Origin of the sequence: Devosia sp. (genome assembly GCF_024707125.1) — a bacterium.
Classification (GTDB): Bacteria; Pseudomonadota; Alphaproteobacteria; order Rhizobiales; family Devosiaceae; genus Devosia.
Genome location: NZ_JANQAH010000007.1, coordinates 348,480 through 368,021 on the forward strand (window position 1 = coordinate 348,480; position 19,542 = coordinate 368,021).

Below are 19,542 nucleotides of genomic sequence, written 5' to 3' on the forward strand. Positions count from 1 at the left end.
GATAGCTTTCTGGGGGCTGGGTTTTGGTTGTTTTTCGAGAAGGAGCGGCCGCCCCTGCGTTGCAGGGGCGGCCGTGGTGTCCAGACGATCAGTTGGACTGGAAGTCCTTGGGACCCTGCCAGTTTGGACCATCGTTGTCCGGGTTCACAAAGTCTCCTGGACCAGAGAACCCGCCGCCATTGCCACCGTTTCCAATGTTGCCGCCACCAAAGCCACCACCACCGGCGGAGAGCGCGTTCGCGCTGGGTAGGCCGATCACGCGGTTGACGGCGATCTGGTTGTCGATCCCCGGCCAGCGACACTGGGCCTGGTTTACGTTGAGGTAGGCACAAGCGACCGGCACGGTCTGCGTCTGGCACTGCAGGACGTTGCCTTCGATGCTGAAGATGCCGCTGTGCTTGTCGCAGCGCTCGGCAAAAATGCTGGCCGGCAGTTCGACATTGCGTGTTGCGGCCTGAGCGGGCAGGGCCGAGACAAGGCCCGTAAAGGCGACGGCAAGCGAGAGTGAAAGGGCAAAAGTCTTCATGGTGTTCTCCTCTGTTGTTTGAGCGCATCGGCGCTTCGATAGCGCACTTGCTAACGGAGGTGACTTCGACTGGGCGTGAACCGGATGTTTGGTTTGGGTTCAGTAAGGAACGCTGGCGGAACCTCGATCCCCCTCGCGGGTTGCTTCCCTAGGAAGGAGGTGTGCCATGGCAAAACACAAATCTTCGCCCGCGCCGTTTGAAACGCGGCCAGGTCACCAGATGGACGACAATGTCGACGACCTCGGCCACAAGGGAGACAAGGAAATGCTCGAGCAGCCTGTTGATCCCAAGAAAAAGGCGCCCAATGACGAGCGACGCGGATAGCGTCGCGCCAAGTGCCTTGCGGGTACCGATCCTCAATGCTAAACGGCCCTCAGCAAGCCGGTATAGCTCAGTTGGTAGAGCACCTGATTTGTAATCAGGGGGTCACGGGTTCGAACCCTGTTGCCGGCACCACACCTCCCTCCATCAATATGTCTGCCTGAGCGCCCGAAACGGCGTGTAGAATTATTTTTGCGCGTGGGTGGCTCGCCGCGAGCGGTGCGGGGGTGTGACGCGGGCTCAGATGGAGAGGTTTATCAGTGCGCGAAGCGGCGCCGCACTATTTTGCCTCAAGCCCCTGAAACCCCAGCGTTTCAGGCATTTTCCACCTTGCTGGGAAGGGGGCTACGCAAGTAGGTACAAGCTGAATATGCCGGATCGCCATCAACAGGCTGGACCATCGTGACCCCAACTCCTCTCACCCATCTGCAATCTCTGGAAGCGGAGAGCATCGAGATTCTGCGCGAGGTTGCTGCGAGTTTCGAGCGGCCGGTGATGATGTATTCGATCGGCAAGGATTCGAGCGTCCTGCTGCATCTTGCACGCAAGGCATTTTTCCCGAGCAAGATTCCGTTTCCGCTGCTGCATGTCGATACGACGTTCAAGTTCAAGGAAATGATCGCGTTTCGCGATCGAACGGCCGAGGAATACGGCTTCGACCTGATCACCCACACCAATCAGGATGGCGTACGGGACGGGATCAATCCTTTTGATCATGGCTCCTCGCGCTACACCGACATCATGAAGACGGCCGCCCTGCGCCAGGCGCTCAATGCTGGGCGCTATGATGCGGCAATCGGTGGCGCGCGGCGCGACGAGGAAAAGTCTCGGGCAAAGGAACGCGTCTTTTCGCACCGCAATGCCAGTCACGCCTGGGACCCGAAGAACCAGCGGCCGGAGCTGTGGCGGACGTTCAATACCCGCCTCAATCCGGGCGAAAGCATGCGCGTCTTCCCGATCTCCAATTGGACCGAGTTGGACGTCTGGACCTACATCTACGCGGAAAACATCCCCATCGTGCCGCTCTATTTTGCGAAGCCCCGGCCGGTGGTCGAACGCTCAGGCACCTTGATCATGGTGGATGACGAACGTCTCCCGTTGGCGCAAGGCGAGACGCCGCGCCACGAAACCGTGCGCTTCCGTACCCTTGGTTGCTATCCGCTGACCGGTGCCATTCGTTCCAACGCCGCCGACCTGCCTTCGATCATCATGGAAATGCAGGCGAGCCGCACCTCCGAGCGCGAGGGCCGGCTGATCGACAGCGATTCCGTCGGTTCGATGGAAAAGAAGAAGCAGGAAGGCTATTTCTGAGTATGACCCTCGCCATGGCCACGCCTGATACGAATCTCGACCTTTGGCTCGCCCAGCAGACCGACAAGTCGCTCCTGCGCTTCCTCACCTGCGGCAGCGTCGACGACGGCAAGTCGACCCTGATCGGGCGGCTGCTCTATGACAGCCAGCTTATTCTTGATGATCAGCTCGCGAGCCTGAAGAAGGAAAGCCACAATCGCACGGTTGGCGATGAAGGCATCGACTTCTCGCTGCTGGTGGATGGCCTCGCCGCCGAACGTGAGCAGGGTATCACCATCGACGTGGCCTATCGGTTTTTCTCGACCGACAAGCGCAAGTTCATCGTCGCCGACACGCCGGGCCACGAGCAGTACACTCGGAACATGGCGACCGGTGCCTCCAATGCCGACCTTGCTTTGCTGCTGGTCGATGCACGCAAGGGCCTGCTTACCCAGACCCGTCGTCACAGTTTTATTCTGTCGCTGGTGGGCGTGAAGCACGTGGTGCTCGTGGTCAACAAGATCGATCTTGTCGGCTACGACCAGGCGATCTTCGACCAGATCGAGGCGGACTATCGCGCCTTTGCCGGGGATCTCGGGTTCCAGACCTTGGCGGCGGTACCGGTCTCGGCGCTGCGGGGGGACAATATTCTCGCTAATAGCGAACGCATGCCGTGGTTCAAGGGAACGCCGCTGGTGCCCTATCTCGAAACTATCGAGGTCGCGCAGGACAAGGCAGCACAGCCGTTCCGCTTTCCGGTGCAGTGGGTCAATCGCCCCAATCTCGATTTCCGCGGCTTCTCCGGCACCGTTGCTTCTGGTGAGGTGAAGGTCGGCGACGAGGTTCTGGTCGCTGCCTCGCGAAAGCCGGCGAAGATCGCGCGCGTCGTCACCATGGACGGTGATCTCGACAGCGCCATTGCCGGTCAGGCGGTGACTCTAGTTCTCGATCGCGAAATCGACGTGTCGCGCGGCGATGTGTTGGCTCACCCAGGCGCTGTTCCAGAGTTTTCCAACCAGTTCCAGGCGCGCCTGGTCTGGATGAACGACGAGCCGGCCTATCAGGGACGCTCCTATCTGCTCAAGGTAGGCTCACAGACCGTCCCGGCGACGATCACGGACATCAAGTTTCGAACCAATGTGAACACGCTCGAGCACGTCGCGGCGAACAAGCTCGACCTCAACGAGGTTGGCACCGTCACCATCGCGACCGATCGCGCCATCGCCTTCGATCCCTATGCCGACAATCCGCTTACCGGCGGCTTCATTCTCATTGACCGGCTTTCCAATGCCACGCTGGCGGCAGGCACGATTTCGTTCGGCCTGCGCCGCGCGCAGAACCTGACCTACCAGTCCTTCGACGTGAACCGCCAGGTGCGCGCCGAGCAGAAGGGGCAGGAAGCGCAGATCGTCTGGTTTACCGGCCTTTCGGGCTCGGGCAAATCGACCATTGCCAATCTCCTCGAAAAGCGCCTGACGGCGGAAGGCCGGCATTGCTACATCCTCGATGGCGACAATGTGCGCCACGGGCTCAATAAGGATCTGGGCTTTACCGAAGCAGCACGTGTCGAAAATATTCGCCGCGTGGCAGAGGTGGCAAAGCTCATGGCCGATGCCGGGCTGATCGTTCTCGTGTCCTTCATCTCGCCCTTCGAGAAGGAACGGCAGCTGGCGCGTGAAATCGCCGGCGATATCCGCTTCACGGAAGTCTATGTCGACACTTCGCTGGAAGTGGCGGAGCGGCGCGACCCCAAGGGGCTCTATGCCAAGGCTCGGCGCGGCGAGATCAAGAATTTCACCGGCATCGACAGCCCGTTCGAAGTGCCGACCACGCCCGATGTGACGCTGCATGGCGGCCAGGAAGAGCCCGCTGCCATGGCCGACAAGCTACACGACTGGCTGAAGATCTGACGATGTTCAGCCGGCCCGCTCTGAGGTCGGAAGCGGCGCGAAATCGACCTGGTCGATATCGTTGAGGGTCTTCATGAGCAGGCCCTTGAAGATGGGCTCCGTTTCATCGCGATGCGCGATGATGTGGGGTGCGCCATTTATGCTGCCGACGAGCGAGGCCTTGATGGCCTGATCGATTTCCGGGCGCATGAGTTCAAGGGCTCGGGCGCCCGGTCCCACGATCAGGATGTGCGAGGGGTCGTAAATCGCCAGCATGCGGCTGAGCCCAAAACCGATGGCGCGTCCGGCAAGATTGAAGGCGTGGGTAGCGCTGCGATCGCCGGATTCGGCGCGTTGCATCAGCATTTCATATTGCTGGGCCGGTACGGCGGGGGCAGGGGGTGCGGTCTCCGGCACGGAATAGGCATTGCGGAGTACGGCGTAATCCGCGGCATAGGCTTCGATGCAGCCGCGCATGCCACAACGGCAGAGCGCCCCGTTGGGAACATGGTTCATGTGGCCGAACTCGGTGGCGCCCTCGTCGCCCCGGCCCATGATCTGACCGCGGAACGTAACACCCATGGCCACGGTTGAGCCGACGAAGACCGTGGCAACACTGGCTTCGTGCAGGGCCGGATCGAGCCAGCGAGCACCCTCCGCAAGGAGGCGTCCGCGCTTGTGCAGCGTTACGGGTAGGCCGCGAGCCTCGGAAAGCTCGGTCGCGAAGGGCGCACCCGCCAGATGCTGGATCGGCGACCAGCGCAGGCCACGGCCGTCACGTTCCAAAATGCCCTGCACGGAAATAGCGATGCGCCGCAATGTCTTCTTGGCGGCAGGCGTGCGGGCAAGCAGTGCGTCGAGACGGTCGGACAGGAATTGGCATGGCGCGATGCCGGCAAAGGTGGTCGGCGTCAGGTCGGTTTCGATGCGGTCGACCAGCACACCGCCATAGTCGATAAGCGAAAGCCTCGCGCGATTGACGTCGAGCTCGAAAAGCGCCGCATGGGCGGCCTTGCGCGCGAAGTTGACGAAAGTGGCGGGGCGCCCGCGCGTCCGCCCATCTGGCCGGTCCGCTGTCAGCTCCGCGACCAGTCCCTGCGTGAGCAGGTCCGACATGATGGCGGTCATGCTCGCGTGGCTAAGGCCGGTGAGGCTGGCGAGGGCCGTGCGCGATTGTGCGCCCTGCATGCGCAGGGCACTCAAGACCAGTCCACGGTTTTGCCGCCGGACGCTGTCGCTATCGCTGACGGTTCGCGTCAAGCAGTCAACTCCCCTCACTCCCAAGCCCAAGACATCAAAGCTGCCGCTTCGACGCAACCTTGAATTTGTTCGGCACTCGAAATTGACGTTGACACGTCGCGATCTGACATGCGACTTCTTTTTTCGAGCATTGAAAATAATGCTCTAGTGCGTGCCCGCCTGCCTAGGGATGTGAAGGCTGCGGATGGCATTTTGGGCCCGAATGGCCCATTGGGAGGACATTGATGAATAAGCTCTTTGCAGCGGTCTTGCTTGCCTCGACCGTGTTGACTGGTGCCGCCTTGGCACAGGACAAAATCGTCGTCGGCGTCTCCTGGAACAACTTCCAGGAAGAACGTTGGAAAACCGACGAAGCAGCGATCAAGACCGCTCTTGAGGCGGCCGGCGCTGAGTATATTTCGGCTGACGCCCAGTCGTCTGCCTCGAAGCAACTTACCGATATCGAAAGCCTGATCAGCCAGGGTGCAACCGCGCTGATCGTTCTGGCTCAGGACAGTGAAGCCATTGGCCCCGCCGTGGCAGCTGCCGTCGCCGAAGGCATTCCGGTGGTTGGCTACGACCGCCTGATCGAAAACCCCGATGCCTTCTACCTGACCTTCGACAACAAGGAAGTCGGGCGTATGCAGGCTCAGGGCGTGTTCGCCGTAAAGCCTGAAGGCAACTACGTCTTCATCAAGGGCAATTCGGCAGACCCCAATGCTGACTTCCTGTTCGCCGGCCAGATGGAAGTGCTCCAGGCTGCCGTCGATTCGGGCGCCATCAAGAATGTCGGCGAAGCCTATACCGACAACTGGAACCCGGAAGTCGCCCAGGCGAACATGGAACAGTTCCTGACGGCGAATAACAACGAAGTCGACGCTGTCGTTGCTTCCAACGACGGCACCGCAGGCGGCGCAATCGCAGCGCTGGCTGCACAGGGTCTCGCCGGTTCCGTGCCGGTTTCCGGTCAGGACGGCGACCACGCTGCCCTCAACCGTATCGCACTCGGCACCCAGACGGTTTCGGTCTGGAAGGACGCGCGCGAACTCGGCAAGAAGGCAGCGGAAATTGCAGTTGAACTCGGCGGCGGCACGGCTCTCGATGCCGTCACCGGCGCAACCAAGTTCTCCGATGGCCCGAAGGGCGTCGAGATGAACGCTGTGCTGCTCCCGCCCGTGCCGATCACCCAGGAAAACCTCAACGTCGTGATTGACGCTGGTTGGGTGTCCAAGGATGTCGTGTGCCAGGGTGTTGCTGCCGGTACGGTTGCCGCCTGTAACTGAGCCCACAAAGGCTAAACTGGTTGCCTGATCGCAACCGAACTGCGCCCCGGCTTCTTGCTGGGGCGCCGTTTCCACGGGAGACCTGAATGGCTGATCAACACGCCATTTCCACGCCAGCCCATCCGAGCACATTCACGCAGAATCCCATTCAGCGCTTCCTCATCGCGACTGAGGTGGATACGCGCCTCCTGGGCATGATTGGCGCCTTGGCGATCATCTGGATCGGCTTCAATATCTTTTCGGGCGGCCTATTCCTGACCCCGCGCAACCTCTGGAACCTGTCGGTGCAGACGGCTTCCGTTGCAGTCATGGTCACGGGCATGGTGCTCGTCATTGTCACTCGCAATATCGACCTGTCTGTGGGATCGATTCTGGGCGTCGTCGGCATGGTCATGGGCGTCATGCAGACGCAGATCCTGCCGGTGCAACTGGGGCTCGGCCTCGGTCATCCGCTGATCTGGAGCCTGTCGCTGCTGGCCGGCCTTGTCGTCGGCGTCGGCATTGGCGCGCTGCAGGGCACGATTATCGCTTATCTGCGCGTGCCGGCCTTTATCGTTACGCTTGGTGGCTATCTCGTCTGGCGCGGTGCCGCCTGGTGGGTGACCATGGGCCGTACCGTTGCGCCCATGGATCAGACCTTCCAGCTGATCGGTGGCGGGCCGGCCGGATCCATTGGCTTCACCTGGAGCTGGATTGTTGCGGCCATCGCCTGCGTGGCGATCGTTGCCGGGCTTTACTTCGGTCGCCGTCAGCGCCGCCGTTTCAATTTCCCCCAGCGTCCGCTTTGGGCCGAAGCATCGCTGGCCATTCTCGGCTGCGGCGCGACCATTGGGGCGATCTGGGTGGCAAATGCCTACCCCTGGCCGGTGCGCATTGCCGAGAACTATGCCAAGGCAAATGGCATTCCTGTGCCGGAAGGCGGGCTATTCATCTCGCATGGCATCGCGGTGCCGGTGTTGATTGCTGTGGGGGTGGGGGTGTTCATGACCTTCCTCACCATGCGGACGCGCTTTGGCCGCTATGTCTATGCCATGGGCGGCAACCCGGAAGCGGCCGAGCTGGCGGGCATCAATACGCGCTGGGTGACCGTCAAGATCTTCATGTTGATGGGCGGCCTCTGTGCCATCGCCGCCGCCATTTCGAGCGCGCGCCTCAATGCGGCGACCAACGCCCTTGGTACGCTCGACGAACTCTACGTGATCGCGGCTGCCGTTATCGGCGGCACGTCCCTGGCTGGTGGTGTTGGCACGATCGCCGGCGCGCTGCTTGGCGCCGTGGTCATGCAATCGCTGCAGTCCGGCATGGTGCTGATGGGGCTCGATAGCCCGCTTCAGTCGATCGTTGTCGGTATTGTTCTGGTTTTCGCGGTGTGGCTCGACACGCTTTACCGCCGGAATAAGCACTAGGAGTGCCCGCCATGCTGGATGCCAGCACACCCCTGGTCGAAATGACCGATATCTCCATCGCCTTCGGGGGTATCAAGGCCGTCGATCACGCCTCGATCAACCTTCACCGCGGCGAGGTTGTTGGCCTCCTCGGCCACAATGGTGCGGGAAAGTCGACACTGATCAAGATCCTCTCGGGCGCCTACAAGCGTGACGCCGGCGATATCAGGATCAATGGCGAACCGGCCTCCATCAGCAATCCGCGCGATGCCAAGGCCTATGGGATCGAAACGATCTACCAGCAGCTCGCTGTCGCCGACAATGTCGACGCCGCCGCCAACCTCTTCCTTGGTCGCGAGCTGGTAACCCCGATCGGCACGCTGGACGATGCCGCCATGGAATCGCGAGCGCGGGAAGTCATGGGGCGTCTCAACCCCAATTTCCGCCGTTTCAAAGAGCCGGTGAAAGCCCTCTCGGGCGGCCAACGCCAGTCCGTGGCCATCGCCCGGGCCATTCTGTTCAACGCACGCATCCTCGTCATGGACGAACCGACGGCGGCCCTCGGACCGCAGGAAACCGCGCAAGTCGGCGAACTGATCAAGCAGCTCAAATCCGAAGGCATCGGCATCTTCCTCATCAGCCATGATATCCACGACGTCTTCGACCTCGCGGACAGGCTGGTGGTGATGAAGAACGGGCAGGTCGTGGGCGAAGCGCGCACCAGCGATGTCACCAAGGACGAGGTCCTTGGCATGATCATCATGGGCAAGGTGCCGCCGGGCGCAAAGCCCGGTCCGGGAGCCATTAGCGGCTGACGGCGTTTCCTCCGCGGCGATTTCGCGGAGGAAACTATCGAATGCCGGAACAGACGAGGCGAAACCTGCATGCGGTAGCCGTCGGGCATGTCATGCCGCGACACGCTCCGTTCTATCTCGGCCTCCTGCTCGGCATCGTTGGCTTGGTCGTATCGCTGCTGCTCGTACCGAAATACGCGGTCAGCCTTGGCGCCAATTGCCTCTTCGCAGGCTACCTGATCCTGGCACTTATCAAGCTGCCGCACCTCACCGCGGGCTATCTACACGAGCATGCCCGCGAGGAGGATACGCCCGGAAAGGGCATCTTGCTCATCGTCCTGATCGTCATCGTGGCTTCCGTAGTCTCACTGTTCCTGGCGCTCAACCAGGACGATGGCGCGGAACTGGGCGAGATCATTGCGAGCGTTGCGTCGGTCGTTCTGGGGTGGTTCACGGTGCAGGTCATGGGCGCGCTGCACTATGCCTATGAATACTATCAAGTGCCGGATCGACCGCGCAGCAAAAAGGTCGAGGGTGGACTCGACTTTCCGGGCGACGAGGCGCCCGACGGCACGGCATTTCTCTATTTCTCGTTCACCGTTGGCACGTCGGTCGCGACCTCCGACACCAAAGTATCGAGCAATGCCATGCGACGTCGCGTGATGGTGCATCTCATCTTTTCCCACTTTTACAACACGATCCTCCTGGCGGCCGCTGTCAACGTGCTGCTTGGCTTTGGGCAAGGGTGAAGAGGGGCCATGGCATTGCCAAGCGCCGGTCGGCTTTCTATGTCTGCGACCGATAAGGTCCCGTGGAGTGGTTCTGGATGCTGCCGATCTTCTACATCAACCTAGCAAGCCGGCCGGACCGCCGCGAGTTTATGGAAGCCCAATTCCACAAGCTGGGGCTCAACGGAACTCGTATTGAGGCGGTAACGCCCGCGGACATTAGCCCCGCGGATGTCGACCTCTACTGCAATGGCGAGAGACCGACGTTTCTGCGCAAAAACGAACTGGCCTGTACGCTGAGCCATGAACGATGCTGGCAGACCATGCTCGACATGGGCGCCAACCAGGCGCTGGTTTTTGAGGATGACGTGAAGATATCGTCGCGCCTCCCCCGCATTTCTCGATGCGGTCGACCGGATTGACGATGAACTCATCCGTATTGATGCGCTAGGTGGCACGATAAGGGTTTACCCCGTGCACGCGGAGACAGCGGATGGAATCGCCTTGCGGCGATTTCGTTCGACGCCGATCGGAGCGGCTGGTTACGTGATTACCCGCTCGGCCGCCGAGAAATTCCTCGGACATCCCGCCCTCAGGCTGCGACCTGTAGACTTGGTGCTTTACGACCCCTTCGAGCAGCCAGGGGCCCTTGTGTCACGTGTTCTCACTGATCCGGCGCTTTGCCAGCAGATCGGCGAGTATGATCAGCGCACAGCGAGCGTGGGCAAGAGCAATATCGTTGCCGATGGTACGCGGCATCTTTATGCCCAGCGGCACCCCATTCGCTACCGCGCTCAAAGGATAGCCAAGGGCGCCAGGCGTGGATTGCGCAACGCCATTGATCACTTTGCCCAGCAGAAGAAGGGTCTGGAACGCCGCTTGATCCCACTGGCGCCGGAGAACTGAACGAAGCGTTTTCCAAAGCTTTGGGAAATTCGTCCTGCAGCGACAATCCTGTTGCATCGCCCAGAGAGGTCAAATAGGTACAGACGCAGAGGCCGCGTGGCGGAGTGGTTACGCAGCGGATTGCAAATCCGTGCACTCCGGTTCGATTCCGGACGCGGCCTCCAACTTTCCCGACATTGCTGTTCCTGTCCGCCAGTCCAGCGCGGTCGACCCCTGTTTCCTGCCGCGTTTCGGCGGCCGCCATCCACGATGGCTTGCCAGTTGATCAGCTCGTCTATATTCACGTCCAGCATATCAACGAGTTCCGGATCGCTGGCTGATGGACGAATATCGAAGCGCAAGAATGGCTATGATCGATAGCCAATTGCGCACCAGCGGCGTTACGGAGCGGCGGCTGCTTGCCGCCATTGCCGACGTACCGCGAGAAATGTTCGTCGCCGAAGGCCGCAAGTCCGTCGCTTATGTCGATGACCTGCAGCCATTGACCTCCCAACGCTTCATCCTGTCCCCGGCGCATTTTGGCCGCATGGCGCAATTGGCCGAGATCACTGAGGGCAACAGGGTCCTCGATGTTGGATCTGCCAGTGGCTATTCTACGGCTGTGCTGGCTCGGGTGGCGGGGCTGGTCGTCGGCGTCGAGGCCGATGCGAGCCTTGCCTCCCGCGCGGATGACCATCTGACCCAGCTAGGGATCGAAAATGCCAGCGTGATTGCTGGAGATATCGAGGCCGTCGCAGGCCAGATTTTTGATGCCATCCTGGTTCAGGGCGCGGTCGATGCGGAGCCCAATGACCTGATCCGGCTGCTGGCGCCAGGCGGACGAATCGTCGTGCCGATTCTGCGTCGTGGCATCGCGGTCATCCATGTTTTCCGCCGGAACCATGATGGCGTAATGTTCACGTCAGAGTTCGATGCAACCATACCGCGCTTGTGGAGCTGGGCGCAGAAGGACGAATTCGTTTTTTAGCGGTCGATTTGTTGCCAAACGGCCACGGGTTGAAACGAAGCGTACGTTAATTTTTGGTAGGCATGGGTATGGTTGGTTGTAGACCCCATATGCCGGGCGTATTGGTAATAGGGTCGGAATGCGGGGTACCTATGGTAAATAAGTTCGTGACGGCGAGCGCGGTCGCCATTCTATTGGCGCTCGGGGCGACAGGCGGGGCACAGGCCCAGTCGATCACCCAGGCGTTGACCGCTGCCTATGATCACGCGCCGGACCTGCAGGCAGCTTTGCTTGAGGCGAAGGCCTCGGCCGAAAGCATTGCCCTGGCAAAATCGGCCAAGCTACCGACGATCGGCGCCTCGATCAGCGGCTCCGAGAGCTGGAGCCTCGTTGGCGGCCAATTCTCCGGCGGGCCCTCGATCACCACCGGCGTTTCCTACAATCAGACCATCTTTGACAACTTCAAGACAGAAGCGCAGATCGAGGCCGCCCGGGCTGCTGCCGAACTTGCCGAATATCAGATCCGCAATTCCGAGCAGAACGTCCTGCTCTCTGTTGTCCAAGCCTATATGAACGTGCTGAGTGGCCGGCAGCTCGTTGCCTTGCGCGAAGAGAACATCCGCTTCTTCCAGGCGCAGTTGCAGTCCGCTCAAGACCGACTGGACGTGGGTGAGGGCACGCGTATCGACGTCGCCCAGGCCCAGGCCCGCCTTGCCCAGGGCGAGGCGTCCTATCGTGCATCGCTCAGCACACTCGAAGTCAGTCAGGCGACCTTCCAGCGTCTCGTGGGCGTGCGCCCGCAGCAGCTCAATTCCACGCACAACTATGCGCGCCTCATTCCAAACTCCATCGACTCGGCTTTGGCCGAGGCCGAAGTCGGCCACCCGGCCATCATGATGTCCAAGGCCGCGATCCGTGCTGCTCAGGCTGGTACTGACGCCGCGGAGGCCGCCTTCGGGCCAACTGCGTCGGTAACGGGGCAGGTGGGTAGCCGCTGGACCAATGGCGGCGTGACCGATGGCCTCAGCGGCTCGGTCGGTTTCCAGGTTACTGTGCCGATCTATGCAGGCGGCGCCTTGGGTGCCAGCGTTCGCAAGGCCAACCTCGGCCAGATCAAGTCCGAGGTGGAAGCCATGTCCACCTATGATCAGGTCCGCGAAGCCGTCATTTCCGCATGGGCGGGCATTCAGAGCGCTGACGCCCAGATTCAGGCCGCCCAGGCTGCCGTGCAGGCAGGCACCACGGTGCTGGACGGTACGATCCAGGAACGCGACCTCGGCACGAGCACGACGCTCGACGTGCTGAACTCGCAGGCCGAATTGACCAGCGCCAAGGAAGGGCTGATCAATGCCCAGACCTCGAAAGTGGTCGCGACCTTCTCGCTGCTTTCCGCCATGGGCCGTCTGACAGCGTCGAACCTTGGCCTGCCGGTCACCGTGAAATCGGCGGTCAACTATACGCAGGCTGTCGAGGACGTCTGGCAGGAACTGCGCACCGTCGCCGAGTAATCTGCACAACGAATCCAAGTCTTGTGGCCGGGCATGTCCCGGCCACAACTTTTTGTGGAAGTTGGCCGGCGCGTCGTCCTGTGGATTCCTAAGCTGGGCAGAACGAGTTAAGGTGTCAGTAACGAATCGGGTTGGGTGGCATGCGGAAGCCCTCTCGAGCGTCGCGCATGAGTTTAAGAGGCACTTATGAACAAGCCGGCCGCCAAAGAACCCTCCATGGACGAGATTCTGTCTTCCATCCGGCAGATCATTGCCGATGACGATGAGAGTGCCGCGCCGCGCCGTCCCTCCCTGCAGGTTGCTCCCGATCCGATGGAAGCTGTGAGCTTTGGTGCGGATCAGGACAATGAGCCGCTAGAGCTTTCGTCCGCGCAGATCGTTCCGGAAACGGAAGCGGCGGCCGATATGGGCTTTGATGCGCTGCTGGCCGATGCTCAGGCTGAGACCTCAGAGCAGGTTGAAGCTCCGGCCCTGGTTGTGCCGGATGACATCAGCTTCTCGCCCGCCGAGCCGGAATTGCCGAGTTTCAATCCTGCGCCGAGCGTCGTCGACGAAGTCGAAGCGATCGCCGAACCCGTATTTACGCCCGAACCAGAAGTTGAGGCCGCCCCCGTGCTTTCTGCCGTCAATATCGATGAAGACTTCTCCGTAGCCGAGACCGCGGCAGAACCGATCGCTTTCGCCCGCCCGTCCGTTGCGGCTGCCTCGCCGATGCCGGATGCAACGCTGAGCGCCGATATCGCAGACGGTCTCCTCGAAACGACCACGAAGGCCGCTATTCGCAGCTCGATCGACAAGCTTGGCGCCGCCGGCATTGGTGTTGTCCCGTCGCCTTCTCTCGGCAACGCAAATCTGACCATCGAAACCATGGTCCGCGAGATGCTTCGTCCGATCCTGAAGGAATGGCTGGACGAAAACCTGCCGTCCGTCGTCGAGCGCATGGTCGAGAAGGAAATCGCCCGCGTTGCACGCGGCGATTGATTTCCCATATGAGGGGCAGGGCGCTTTTCCTGCCCCGTCGCAGTTGACCCTGCGACGCGCTTTTGCTTGAAGTTGCCAACCCTGATTGGGCCCGCCATGTTCTGCCTGGCGGGTCAATGTTGTTGCGAGTGACCTATGCTTGAAAAGACCTACGAACCCGCTGCCGTGGAAAGCCGCATCTATGATGCCTGGCTCGACGCGAAGGCCTTCGCCGCAGGTGCGGGCGCAAAGCCGGGTGCCGAGACTTTCACCATTGTCATTCCGCCGCCCAACGTAACGGGCTCGCTTCATATCGGGCACGCGCTCAACAACACGATCCAGGACATTCTCATCCGCTTCAACCGCATGTTGAAGAAGGACGTGCTCTGGCAGCCGGGTACCGACCACGCCGGTATTGCCACCCAGATGATCGTCGAGCGCCAGCTTGCCGAAAAGCAGATGGATCGCCGTTCGATGGGCCGCGAGGCCTTTATCGACCGCGTGTGGGAATGGAAGTCCGAGAGCGGCGGCACCATCATGAACCAGCTCAAGCGCCTTGGCGCTTCGGCTGATTTCTCGCGCGAACGCTTCACCATGGGCGAGCGCGGCGCGGCTGATGACCAGATGGTGCAGGCCGTCACCAAGGTCTTCGTCGAGCTGCACAAGCGCGACCTGATCTATCGTGCCAAGCGCCTCGTGAACTGGCATCCGGGTCTTGAAACGGCCATTTCGGATCTCGAAGTCGAGAACATCGAGGTCAAGGGCCACATGTGGCACCTGCGCTATCCGCTGGCGGATGGCGTAACCTATCAGTTTCCGATCAAGGACGAGGAAGGCAACGTCACCGGCCACGAGACGCGCGACTACATCATCGTCGCGACGACCCGTCCGGAAACGATGCTGGGCGACGTCGCTGTCGCCGTGCATCCGGAAGATGAGCGCTATCAGTCGCTGGTCGGCAAGTTCATCGAACTGCCGCTCGTTGGTCGCCGCATCCCGGTTGTCGCCGACGAATATGCTGATCCGACCCTCGGCACCGGCGCAGTGAAGATCACGCCCGCTCACGACTTCAACGACTTCGAAGTTGGCGTGCGCGCCGGCGTCGAGCCGATCAACGTCTTCACGAGCCGTGGCGCCATCATCGATGCCGATTTCATTCCCTCAAGGTACCGCGGTCTGGATCGGTTCGAGGCCCGCAAGGCCATCGTTGCGGACCTGACGGCCCTCGCCGAAGAAAACACCACGCGCGGTCTCGACCATATCGAAGACAAGAAGATCATGGTGCCGCATGACGAGAAATCCAAACTCGTCGTCATCGAGCCGTTCCTGACCGACCAGTGGTGGGTGAAGGCCGATGTGCTTGCTCAGCCGGCGCTGGCTTCGGTGCGCGAAGGCCGCACCAAGTTCGTGCCGCAGCAGTACGAAAACACCTATTTCGCCTGGCTCGAAAACATCAAGCCGTGGTGCATTTCGCGTCAGCTCTGGTGGGGCCACCAGATCCCGGCCTGGTACGGCCCGGACAATGAGGCCTTCGTCGCCTATAGCGAAGCCGAAGCGCAGGAAGCTGCGACCAAGCACTATGGCAAGGCCGTCGAACTGACCCGCGACCCGGACGTGCTCGACACCTGGTTCTCGTCGGCGCTGTGGCCGTTCTCGACGCTCGGTTGGCCGGATGAAACGGCTGAACTCAAGCGCTATTACCCGACCGACGTTCTGGTCACCGGCTTCGACATCATCTTCTTCTGGGTCGCCCGCATGATGATGATGGGCCTGGAATTCCTCGACGAGGAGCCGTTCCACACCGTCTACATGCATGCCCTGGTCCGCGACGAAAAGGGCCAGAAGATGAGCAAAACCAAGGGGAACGTGATCGACCCCCTAAAGCTCGTCGATGAATATGGTGCCGATGCCACCCGCTTCACACTGGCCGCTATGGCAGCGCAGGGCCGCGACCTGAAGCTCGCCATTTCGCGCGTCGAGGGCTATCGCAACTTCGTCACCAAGCTCTGGAACGCCGCGCGCTTCCTCGAAATGAACGAATGCCGCCGCGTCGAAGGCTTTGACCCCAAGGCCAACAAGCTGGCGCTCAATCGCTGGATCGTCGGCGCGACCGTCCGCGCACTCGCGAGCGTCCGCCAGGGCATCGAGGACTACAAGTTCAACGAGTCCGCCAACAATGCCTATGACTTCGTCTGGGGTACGTTCTGCGATTGGTATGTCGAATTCGCCAAGCCGGTGTTCAACGGCGAGGACGAGGCGGCCAAGGCGGAAACGCGAGCAACCGCTGCCTGGGCGCTCGATCAGATCCTGATCATGCTCCACCCGATGATGCCTTTCGTCACCGAAGAGCTGTGGGCCGAAACCGGCAAGGCCGGGCCGAAGCGCGACAACCTGCTCATCCTCACCGAATGGCCGACCTATCAGGGTCTTGAGGACGCAGCGGCCGATGCGGAACTGGCATGGCTCATCGACGTCATTTCCAATGTTCGCTCGGTGCGCGCCGAAATGAACGTGCCGGCCGGCGCCAAGCTGCAGCTGGTCGTGACCGGGGCGGGCGAGCAGACACTGGCGCGTCTCGTCGCCGGCACCTCGCTGATCACACGTCTGGCCCGTCTTGAGCAGATTTCGCCGCAGAACCAGGTGCCGGGCGAGTCCGCCCAGTTCGTGGTTGGCGATGCCACCTACGCTCTGCCGCTGGCTGGTGTGATCGACATCGCCGCCGAAAAGTCCCGCCTCGAAAAGGAAGTGGGCAAGCTCGACGGCGAAATCACTGGCGTGGACAAGAAGCTCGGCAATGAGCAGTTCGTTTCGAAGGCACCGGAAGAAGTGATTGAGGAGCAGAAGGCCCGTCGCGAAGCAGCGGTCGACCGGCGCCAGAAGATCCTCGAAGCTCTGAAGCGCCTGAGCTGACAACATGGACGGCAGCCCGAAGCAGCCCAGCGACCGCGCCCAGCATAACGGTCTCGTAGGTGTCGGCGCCGTCCTCGTTTTCGACGGCGAAGGCGGCATGAAGCGGTACGAACCGAGCGAGATACCGCCGGTCGTGCCGCCGCGCGGCTTCAAGCTGGTTGTCGGTAATTCCAAGGCGCCCGAATTCAAGCTCTGGCTGCGCGGGGAGCTTGGCGAGTTCAATTCGGGGCTTCTTACGTCGCCAACTTCGCGAGCGCGATGCACCGTCATGGATGATCGGGCATTGGTGATGTTGCGTGTGGTTCGCCCGGGCGCCGCACCGCATGATGTTGGTCGTCAGTTCCTCACATTGTGGATCGAACAAGGCCGCGTCATCATCGCGTCAGAGCTCAACATTCTGGATTTCCTCGGCATGTCCAAATGGGAGCAGGCGGTCCATGCTCCGGTGTCGCCGGCTGATTTGATTGCGCGCCTGGCGCTGCGGGCCACTGACCGGTTGGAACCGCTGATCGAAATGCTGGGCGATCGGCTCGATGAAGTCGAAGAGACCCTGATCACCCATCGCACGGAAAAGGCGCAGGACAATCTTGAGCACCTGCGCCGGACGCTCATCAACTTCCGCCGCCTCGTCTGGCCGCAGCGCGATGCGCTGACGACACTGGAAATCGAGGACTTATCCTTTTTCTCGGACCGGGACCGGTTGCGCTTGCGCGACGCGGCCATGCGCACGGCTCGCATTGGCGATGAACTGCAGGCCCTCTCTGAACGCGCAGTGCTGGTGCACGAAGAAATCGTCGACGACCGCGCCGAACAAATGAACCGGACCATGCTGCTGCTGGCGGCCGTGACGGTGGTGTTTTCACCACTGACCCTTATCAGCGGCATGCTCGGCATGAACGTCTCCGGAATTCCCTTGGCAGAGTTCGGCGGGGCGTTCTGGGTGGTTTGCGCCATCCTGATCGTGCTTGCCGGTGGGCTTGTCTGGTGGATGCGCAAAAGCCGTCTGTTCTAGGCGTGCTGTCCCTCCCCAGTGGGGAGGGACATTGGCAAGAGGCCTAGATGCTGGCCTGGACTGCCTGAAGGCGAGCGTAGTAGCCGTTTGCCGCCATCAGCTCATCATGCCGGCCTTGCTCCACGATCCCATCCTCGGTGAGCACGAGAATGCGGTCGGCATTGCGCACAGTGGTTAGCCGGTGCGCGATCACTACGGTTGTGCGGCCCTTGGCGAGCGATTGCAGCGCCATCTGCACCGCCCGTTCGCTTTCATTGTCGAGCGCGCTAGTCGCCTCATCGAAGATGAGGATAGCCGGGTCCTTGAGGAAAGCACGGGCGATGGTCAGGCGCTGCTTTTGCCCACCCGACAACTTCACCCCACGCTGCCCGACATCGGTGTCATAGCCTTGTGGTAGGGCCATGATGAAGTCGTGGGCATTGGCAGCTTTCGCGGCGGCAAATACGTCATCGTCACCAGCGTTCGGACGGCCATAGCGCAGGTTCTCGGCCACCGTGCCCGAGAACAGGTAGGTGTCCTGTTGCACGACACCGATCTGGCGCCGGAGCGAGGCCAGTTCGAAATCGCGGATATCCTGACCGTCTATCGTGATGCCCCCGCTTTCCACCTCGTAGAACCGCGGGATGAGCGCGCAGAGCGTGCTTTTGCCGACCCCGGATGGACCAACCAGGGCCACGAACTCGCCGGGAGCAATATCGATGTTCAGTTTTGAAAACACCGTCCTGCCATCGCCGTAGCCGAAGCCGACGTCGTTGAAGCGGATGTTGCCGTTGAAATGTGGGGCAGGGCGGGCATGCGGTGCATCCACGATATCAGGAACCTGTTCGAGGATTTCCATGACGCGCGTGAACCCGGTGGACCCTTCCTGCCAGAGCCGGACGATATTGGCGAGGCGGTTCACCGGATCGACCAGAACGCCGACGCAGAGCAGGAACGTCAGCAGGTCGGGCACCGACATGTCTGCGGCAAGGATCCGCATGGCGCCGGCGATGATCACGATGATCGTCACCAGATGGACGAAGACCTCCATCCCCACGAAGAACCATGTCTCGCTGCGATAGCCATCCTTGCGGCTTTCGACAAAGGTGCGGTTTTCCGCCTCAAACCGGGCGAGCTCAAAACCCTCATTGGCGAAGGATTGCACCACGCGAATGCCGCCCAGAGCATCCTCGACCCGCTCATTGACCGAGGCGATCTTCTCCCTGCTCAGTGCCAGCGCCTTGTTCATGCGTCGGTTGAAGTAGAGCGCATAAACCACTGCAACCGGAAGAAGGATGGCGATGTAACCCGTCAGGGTCGCATCGATGAAGAACAGCACGGTGAGCGCACCAGTGAACTTCAGGAGGCCAATGGCGATATCCTCCGGCCCATGGTGGAACATTTCCCCCAGAGCGAAGGTGTCATTGGTGATCCGGCTCATCAATTGCCCGACACGGCTACGGTCGTAAAAGCCGAAAGAGAGCTTTTGGCAGTGCTCGAACAGCTCCCGCCGCACGTCGGCCTCGATGCGCGCGCCCATGGCGTGGCCCTGATAGTCGACAAAAAACGTTGCGCCGGCCTGGGCAATGAGCACCAGAACCATGACACCGCCCATGGCGAAGATCTGCGAGAGCGCCTCGCCGCTGTCGTCGAGGATCAGCAGCCGCGTCGTGACATAGTTGGCGCAGAGCGGCAAAGCGATCGCCGTTGCCGCGATCAGCGCTGCGCAGACAAGGTCCATGACCAGCAAGTGCCGGTAGGGCCGATAATAAGAGACAAATTTGCGAGCCCGTTGAAAGCCGGGCCGCGCGAAGAAGTCGGAAAGGGTGTCGCGAAGAGAGCGGCTAGTGTTGTCCGGGCGCGCT

The 19,542-nt window shown here is 61.2% G+C and carries 17 protein-coding genes and 2 tRNA genes; 16 read left to right on the forward strand and 3 right to left on the reverse strand.

Translation table 11 applies throughout. The features are described 5' to 3' along the window. Positions 1-88: 88 nt before the first annotated feature. A complete protein-coding gene (locus tag NVV77_RS06940; protein ID WP_295411740.1) occupies positions 89-526 on the reverse strand; it encodes a hypothetical protein in 438 nt (145 codons plus the stop codon). Positions 527-692: 166 nt separating this feature from the next. Between NVV77_RS06940 and NVV77_RS06945 the strand changes: the two genes are divergently transcribed. The 4 genes from NVV77_RS06945 to cysN all read left to right on the forward strand — a co-directional run bounded on the left by NVV77_RS06945 (position 693) and on the right by cysN (position 4,048). Continuing rightward, positions 693-851, forward strand: coding sequence for a hypothetical protein (locus tag NVV77_RS06945; RefSeq protein ID WP_295411741.1), 159 nt, complete (start codon positions 693-695; stop codon positions 849-851). A 56-nt stretch (positions 852-907) separates the two neighbouring features. Beyond that, a tRNA-Thr gene (locus tag NVV77_RS06950) sits at positions 908-983 on the forward strand. Positions 984-1,250: 267 nt separating this feature from the next. Further along, positions 1,251-2,159, forward strand: coding sequence for a sulfate adenylyltransferase subunit CysD (gene cysD / locus NVV77_RS06955; protein ID WP_295411742.1), 909 nt, complete (start codon positions 1,251-1,253; stop codon positions 2,157-2,159). A gap of 14 nt (positions 2,160-2,173) precedes the next feature. After that, on the forward strand, positions 2,174-4,048 hold the full coding sequence (cysN, locus tag NVV77_RS06960) for a sulfate adenylyltransferase subunit CysN (RefSeq protein WP_367178606.1): 1,875 nt from the start codon (positions 2,174-2,176) through the stop codon (positions 4,046-4,048). Between the two features lie 6 nt (positions 4,049-4,054). Here cysN and NVV77_RS06965 read toward each other — a convergent pair whose 3' ends face one another. After that, positions 4,055-5,287, reverse strand: coding sequence for an ROK family transcriptional regulator (locus tag NVV77_RS06965; RefSeq protein ID WP_295411744.1), 1,233 nt, complete (start codon positions 5,285-5,287; stop codon positions 4,055-4,057). A 224-nt stretch (positions 5,288-5,511) separates the two neighbouring features. Here NVV77_RS06965 and xylF point away from each other — a divergent pair, with 224 nt between their 5' ends. The 12 genes from xylF (at position 5,512) to NVV77_RS07025 (ending at position 17,698) form a co-directional block, all read left to right on the forward strand. Next, positions 5,512-6,549: a D-xylose ABC transporter substrate-binding protein gene (gene xylF / locus NVV77_RS06970; protein WP_295411745.1), complete on the forward strand. Its 1,038-nt coding sequence runs from the start codon at positions 5,512-5,514 to the stop codon at positions 6,547-6,549. Between the two features lie 86 nt (positions 6,550-6,635). Beyond that, positions 6,636-7,955 carry a sugar ABC transporter permease gene (locus NVV77_RS06975; protein WP_295411746.1) on the forward strand — a complete coding sequence of 440 codons (1,320 nt, stop codon included), beginning with the start codon at positions 6,636-6,638 and terminating at the stop codon, positions 7,953-7,955. A gap of 11 nt (positions 7,956-7,966) precedes the next feature. After that, positions 7,967-8,749, forward strand: coding sequence for an ATP-binding cassette domain-containing protein (locus NVV77_RS06980; protein WP_295411747.1), 783 nt, complete (start codon positions 7,967-7,969; stop codon positions 8,747-8,749). A 41-nt stretch (positions 8,750-8,790) separates the two neighbouring features. After that, positions 8,791-9,477 carry a DUF1345 domain-containing protein gene (locus NVV77_RS06985; RefSeq protein WP_295411748.1) on the forward strand — a complete coding sequence of 229 codons (687 nt, stop codon included), beginning with the start codon at positions 8,791-8,793 and terminating at the stop codon, positions 9,475-9,477. A 77-nt stretch (positions 9,478-9,554) separates the two neighbouring features. Next, on the forward strand, positions 9,555-9,878 hold the full coding sequence (locus tag NVV77_RS06990) for a glycosyltransferase family 25 protein (RefSeq protein WP_295411749.1): 324 nt from the start codon (positions 9,555-9,557) through the stop codon (positions 9,876-9,878). A 229-nt stretch (positions 9,879-10,107) separates the two neighbouring features. After that, positions 10,108-10,362 (forward strand): hypothetical protein, encoded by a 255-nt coding sequence (locus tag NVV77_RS06995; protein WP_295411750.1) that lies wholly within the window; start codon positions 10,108-10,110, stop codon positions 10,360-10,362. Between the two features lie 90 nt (positions 10,363-10,452). Then, a tRNA-Cys gene (locus tag NVV77_RS07000) sits at positions 10,453-10,526 on the forward strand. A 179-nt stretch (positions 10,527-10,705) separates the two neighbouring features. Beyond that, positions 10,706-11,329: a protein-L-isoaspartate O-methyltransferase gene (locus tag NVV77_RS07005; RefSeq protein WP_295411751.1), complete on the forward strand. Its 624-nt coding sequence runs from the start codon at positions 10,706-10,708 to the stop codon at positions 11,327-11,329. 131 nt (positions 11,330-11,460) lie between these two features. Further along, positions 11,461-12,816 carry a TolC family outer membrane protein gene (locus NVV77_RS07010; RefSeq protein ID WP_295411752.1) on the forward strand — a complete coding sequence of 452 codons (1,356 nt, stop codon included), beginning with the start codon at positions 11,461-11,463 and terminating at the stop codon, positions 12,814-12,816. Between the two features lie 186 nt (positions 12,817-13,002). Then, positions 13,003-13,797 (forward strand): DUF2497 domain-containing protein, encoded by a 795-nt coding sequence (locus NVV77_RS07015; protein WP_295411753.1) that lies wholly within the window; start codon positions 13,003-13,005, stop codon positions 13,795-13,797. A 135-nt stretch (positions 13,798-13,932) separates the two neighbouring features. After that, a complete protein-coding gene (locus tag NVV77_RS07020; RefSeq protein WP_295411754.1) occupies positions 13,933-16,686 on the forward strand; it encodes a valine--tRNA ligase in 2,754 nt (917 codons plus the stop codon). Between the two features lie 4 nt (positions 16,687-16,690). Further along, positions 16,691-17,698, forward strand: a complete 1,008-nt coding sequence (locus NVV77_RS07025) for a CorA family divalent cation transporter (RefSeq protein ID WP_295411755.1) — start codon at positions 16,691-16,693, stop codon at positions 17,696-17,698. A 43-nt stretch (positions 17,699-17,741) separates the two neighbouring features. Here NVV77_RS07025 and NVV77_RS07030 read toward each other — a convergent pair whose 3' ends face one another. Further along, entirely contained in the window at positions 17,742-19,418 is a 1,677-nt protein-coding gene (locus tag NVV77_RS07030) for an ABC transporter ATP-binding protein (RefSeq protein ID WP_295411756.1), read from the reverse strand. Positions 19,419-19,542 lie beyond the last annotated feature (124 nt).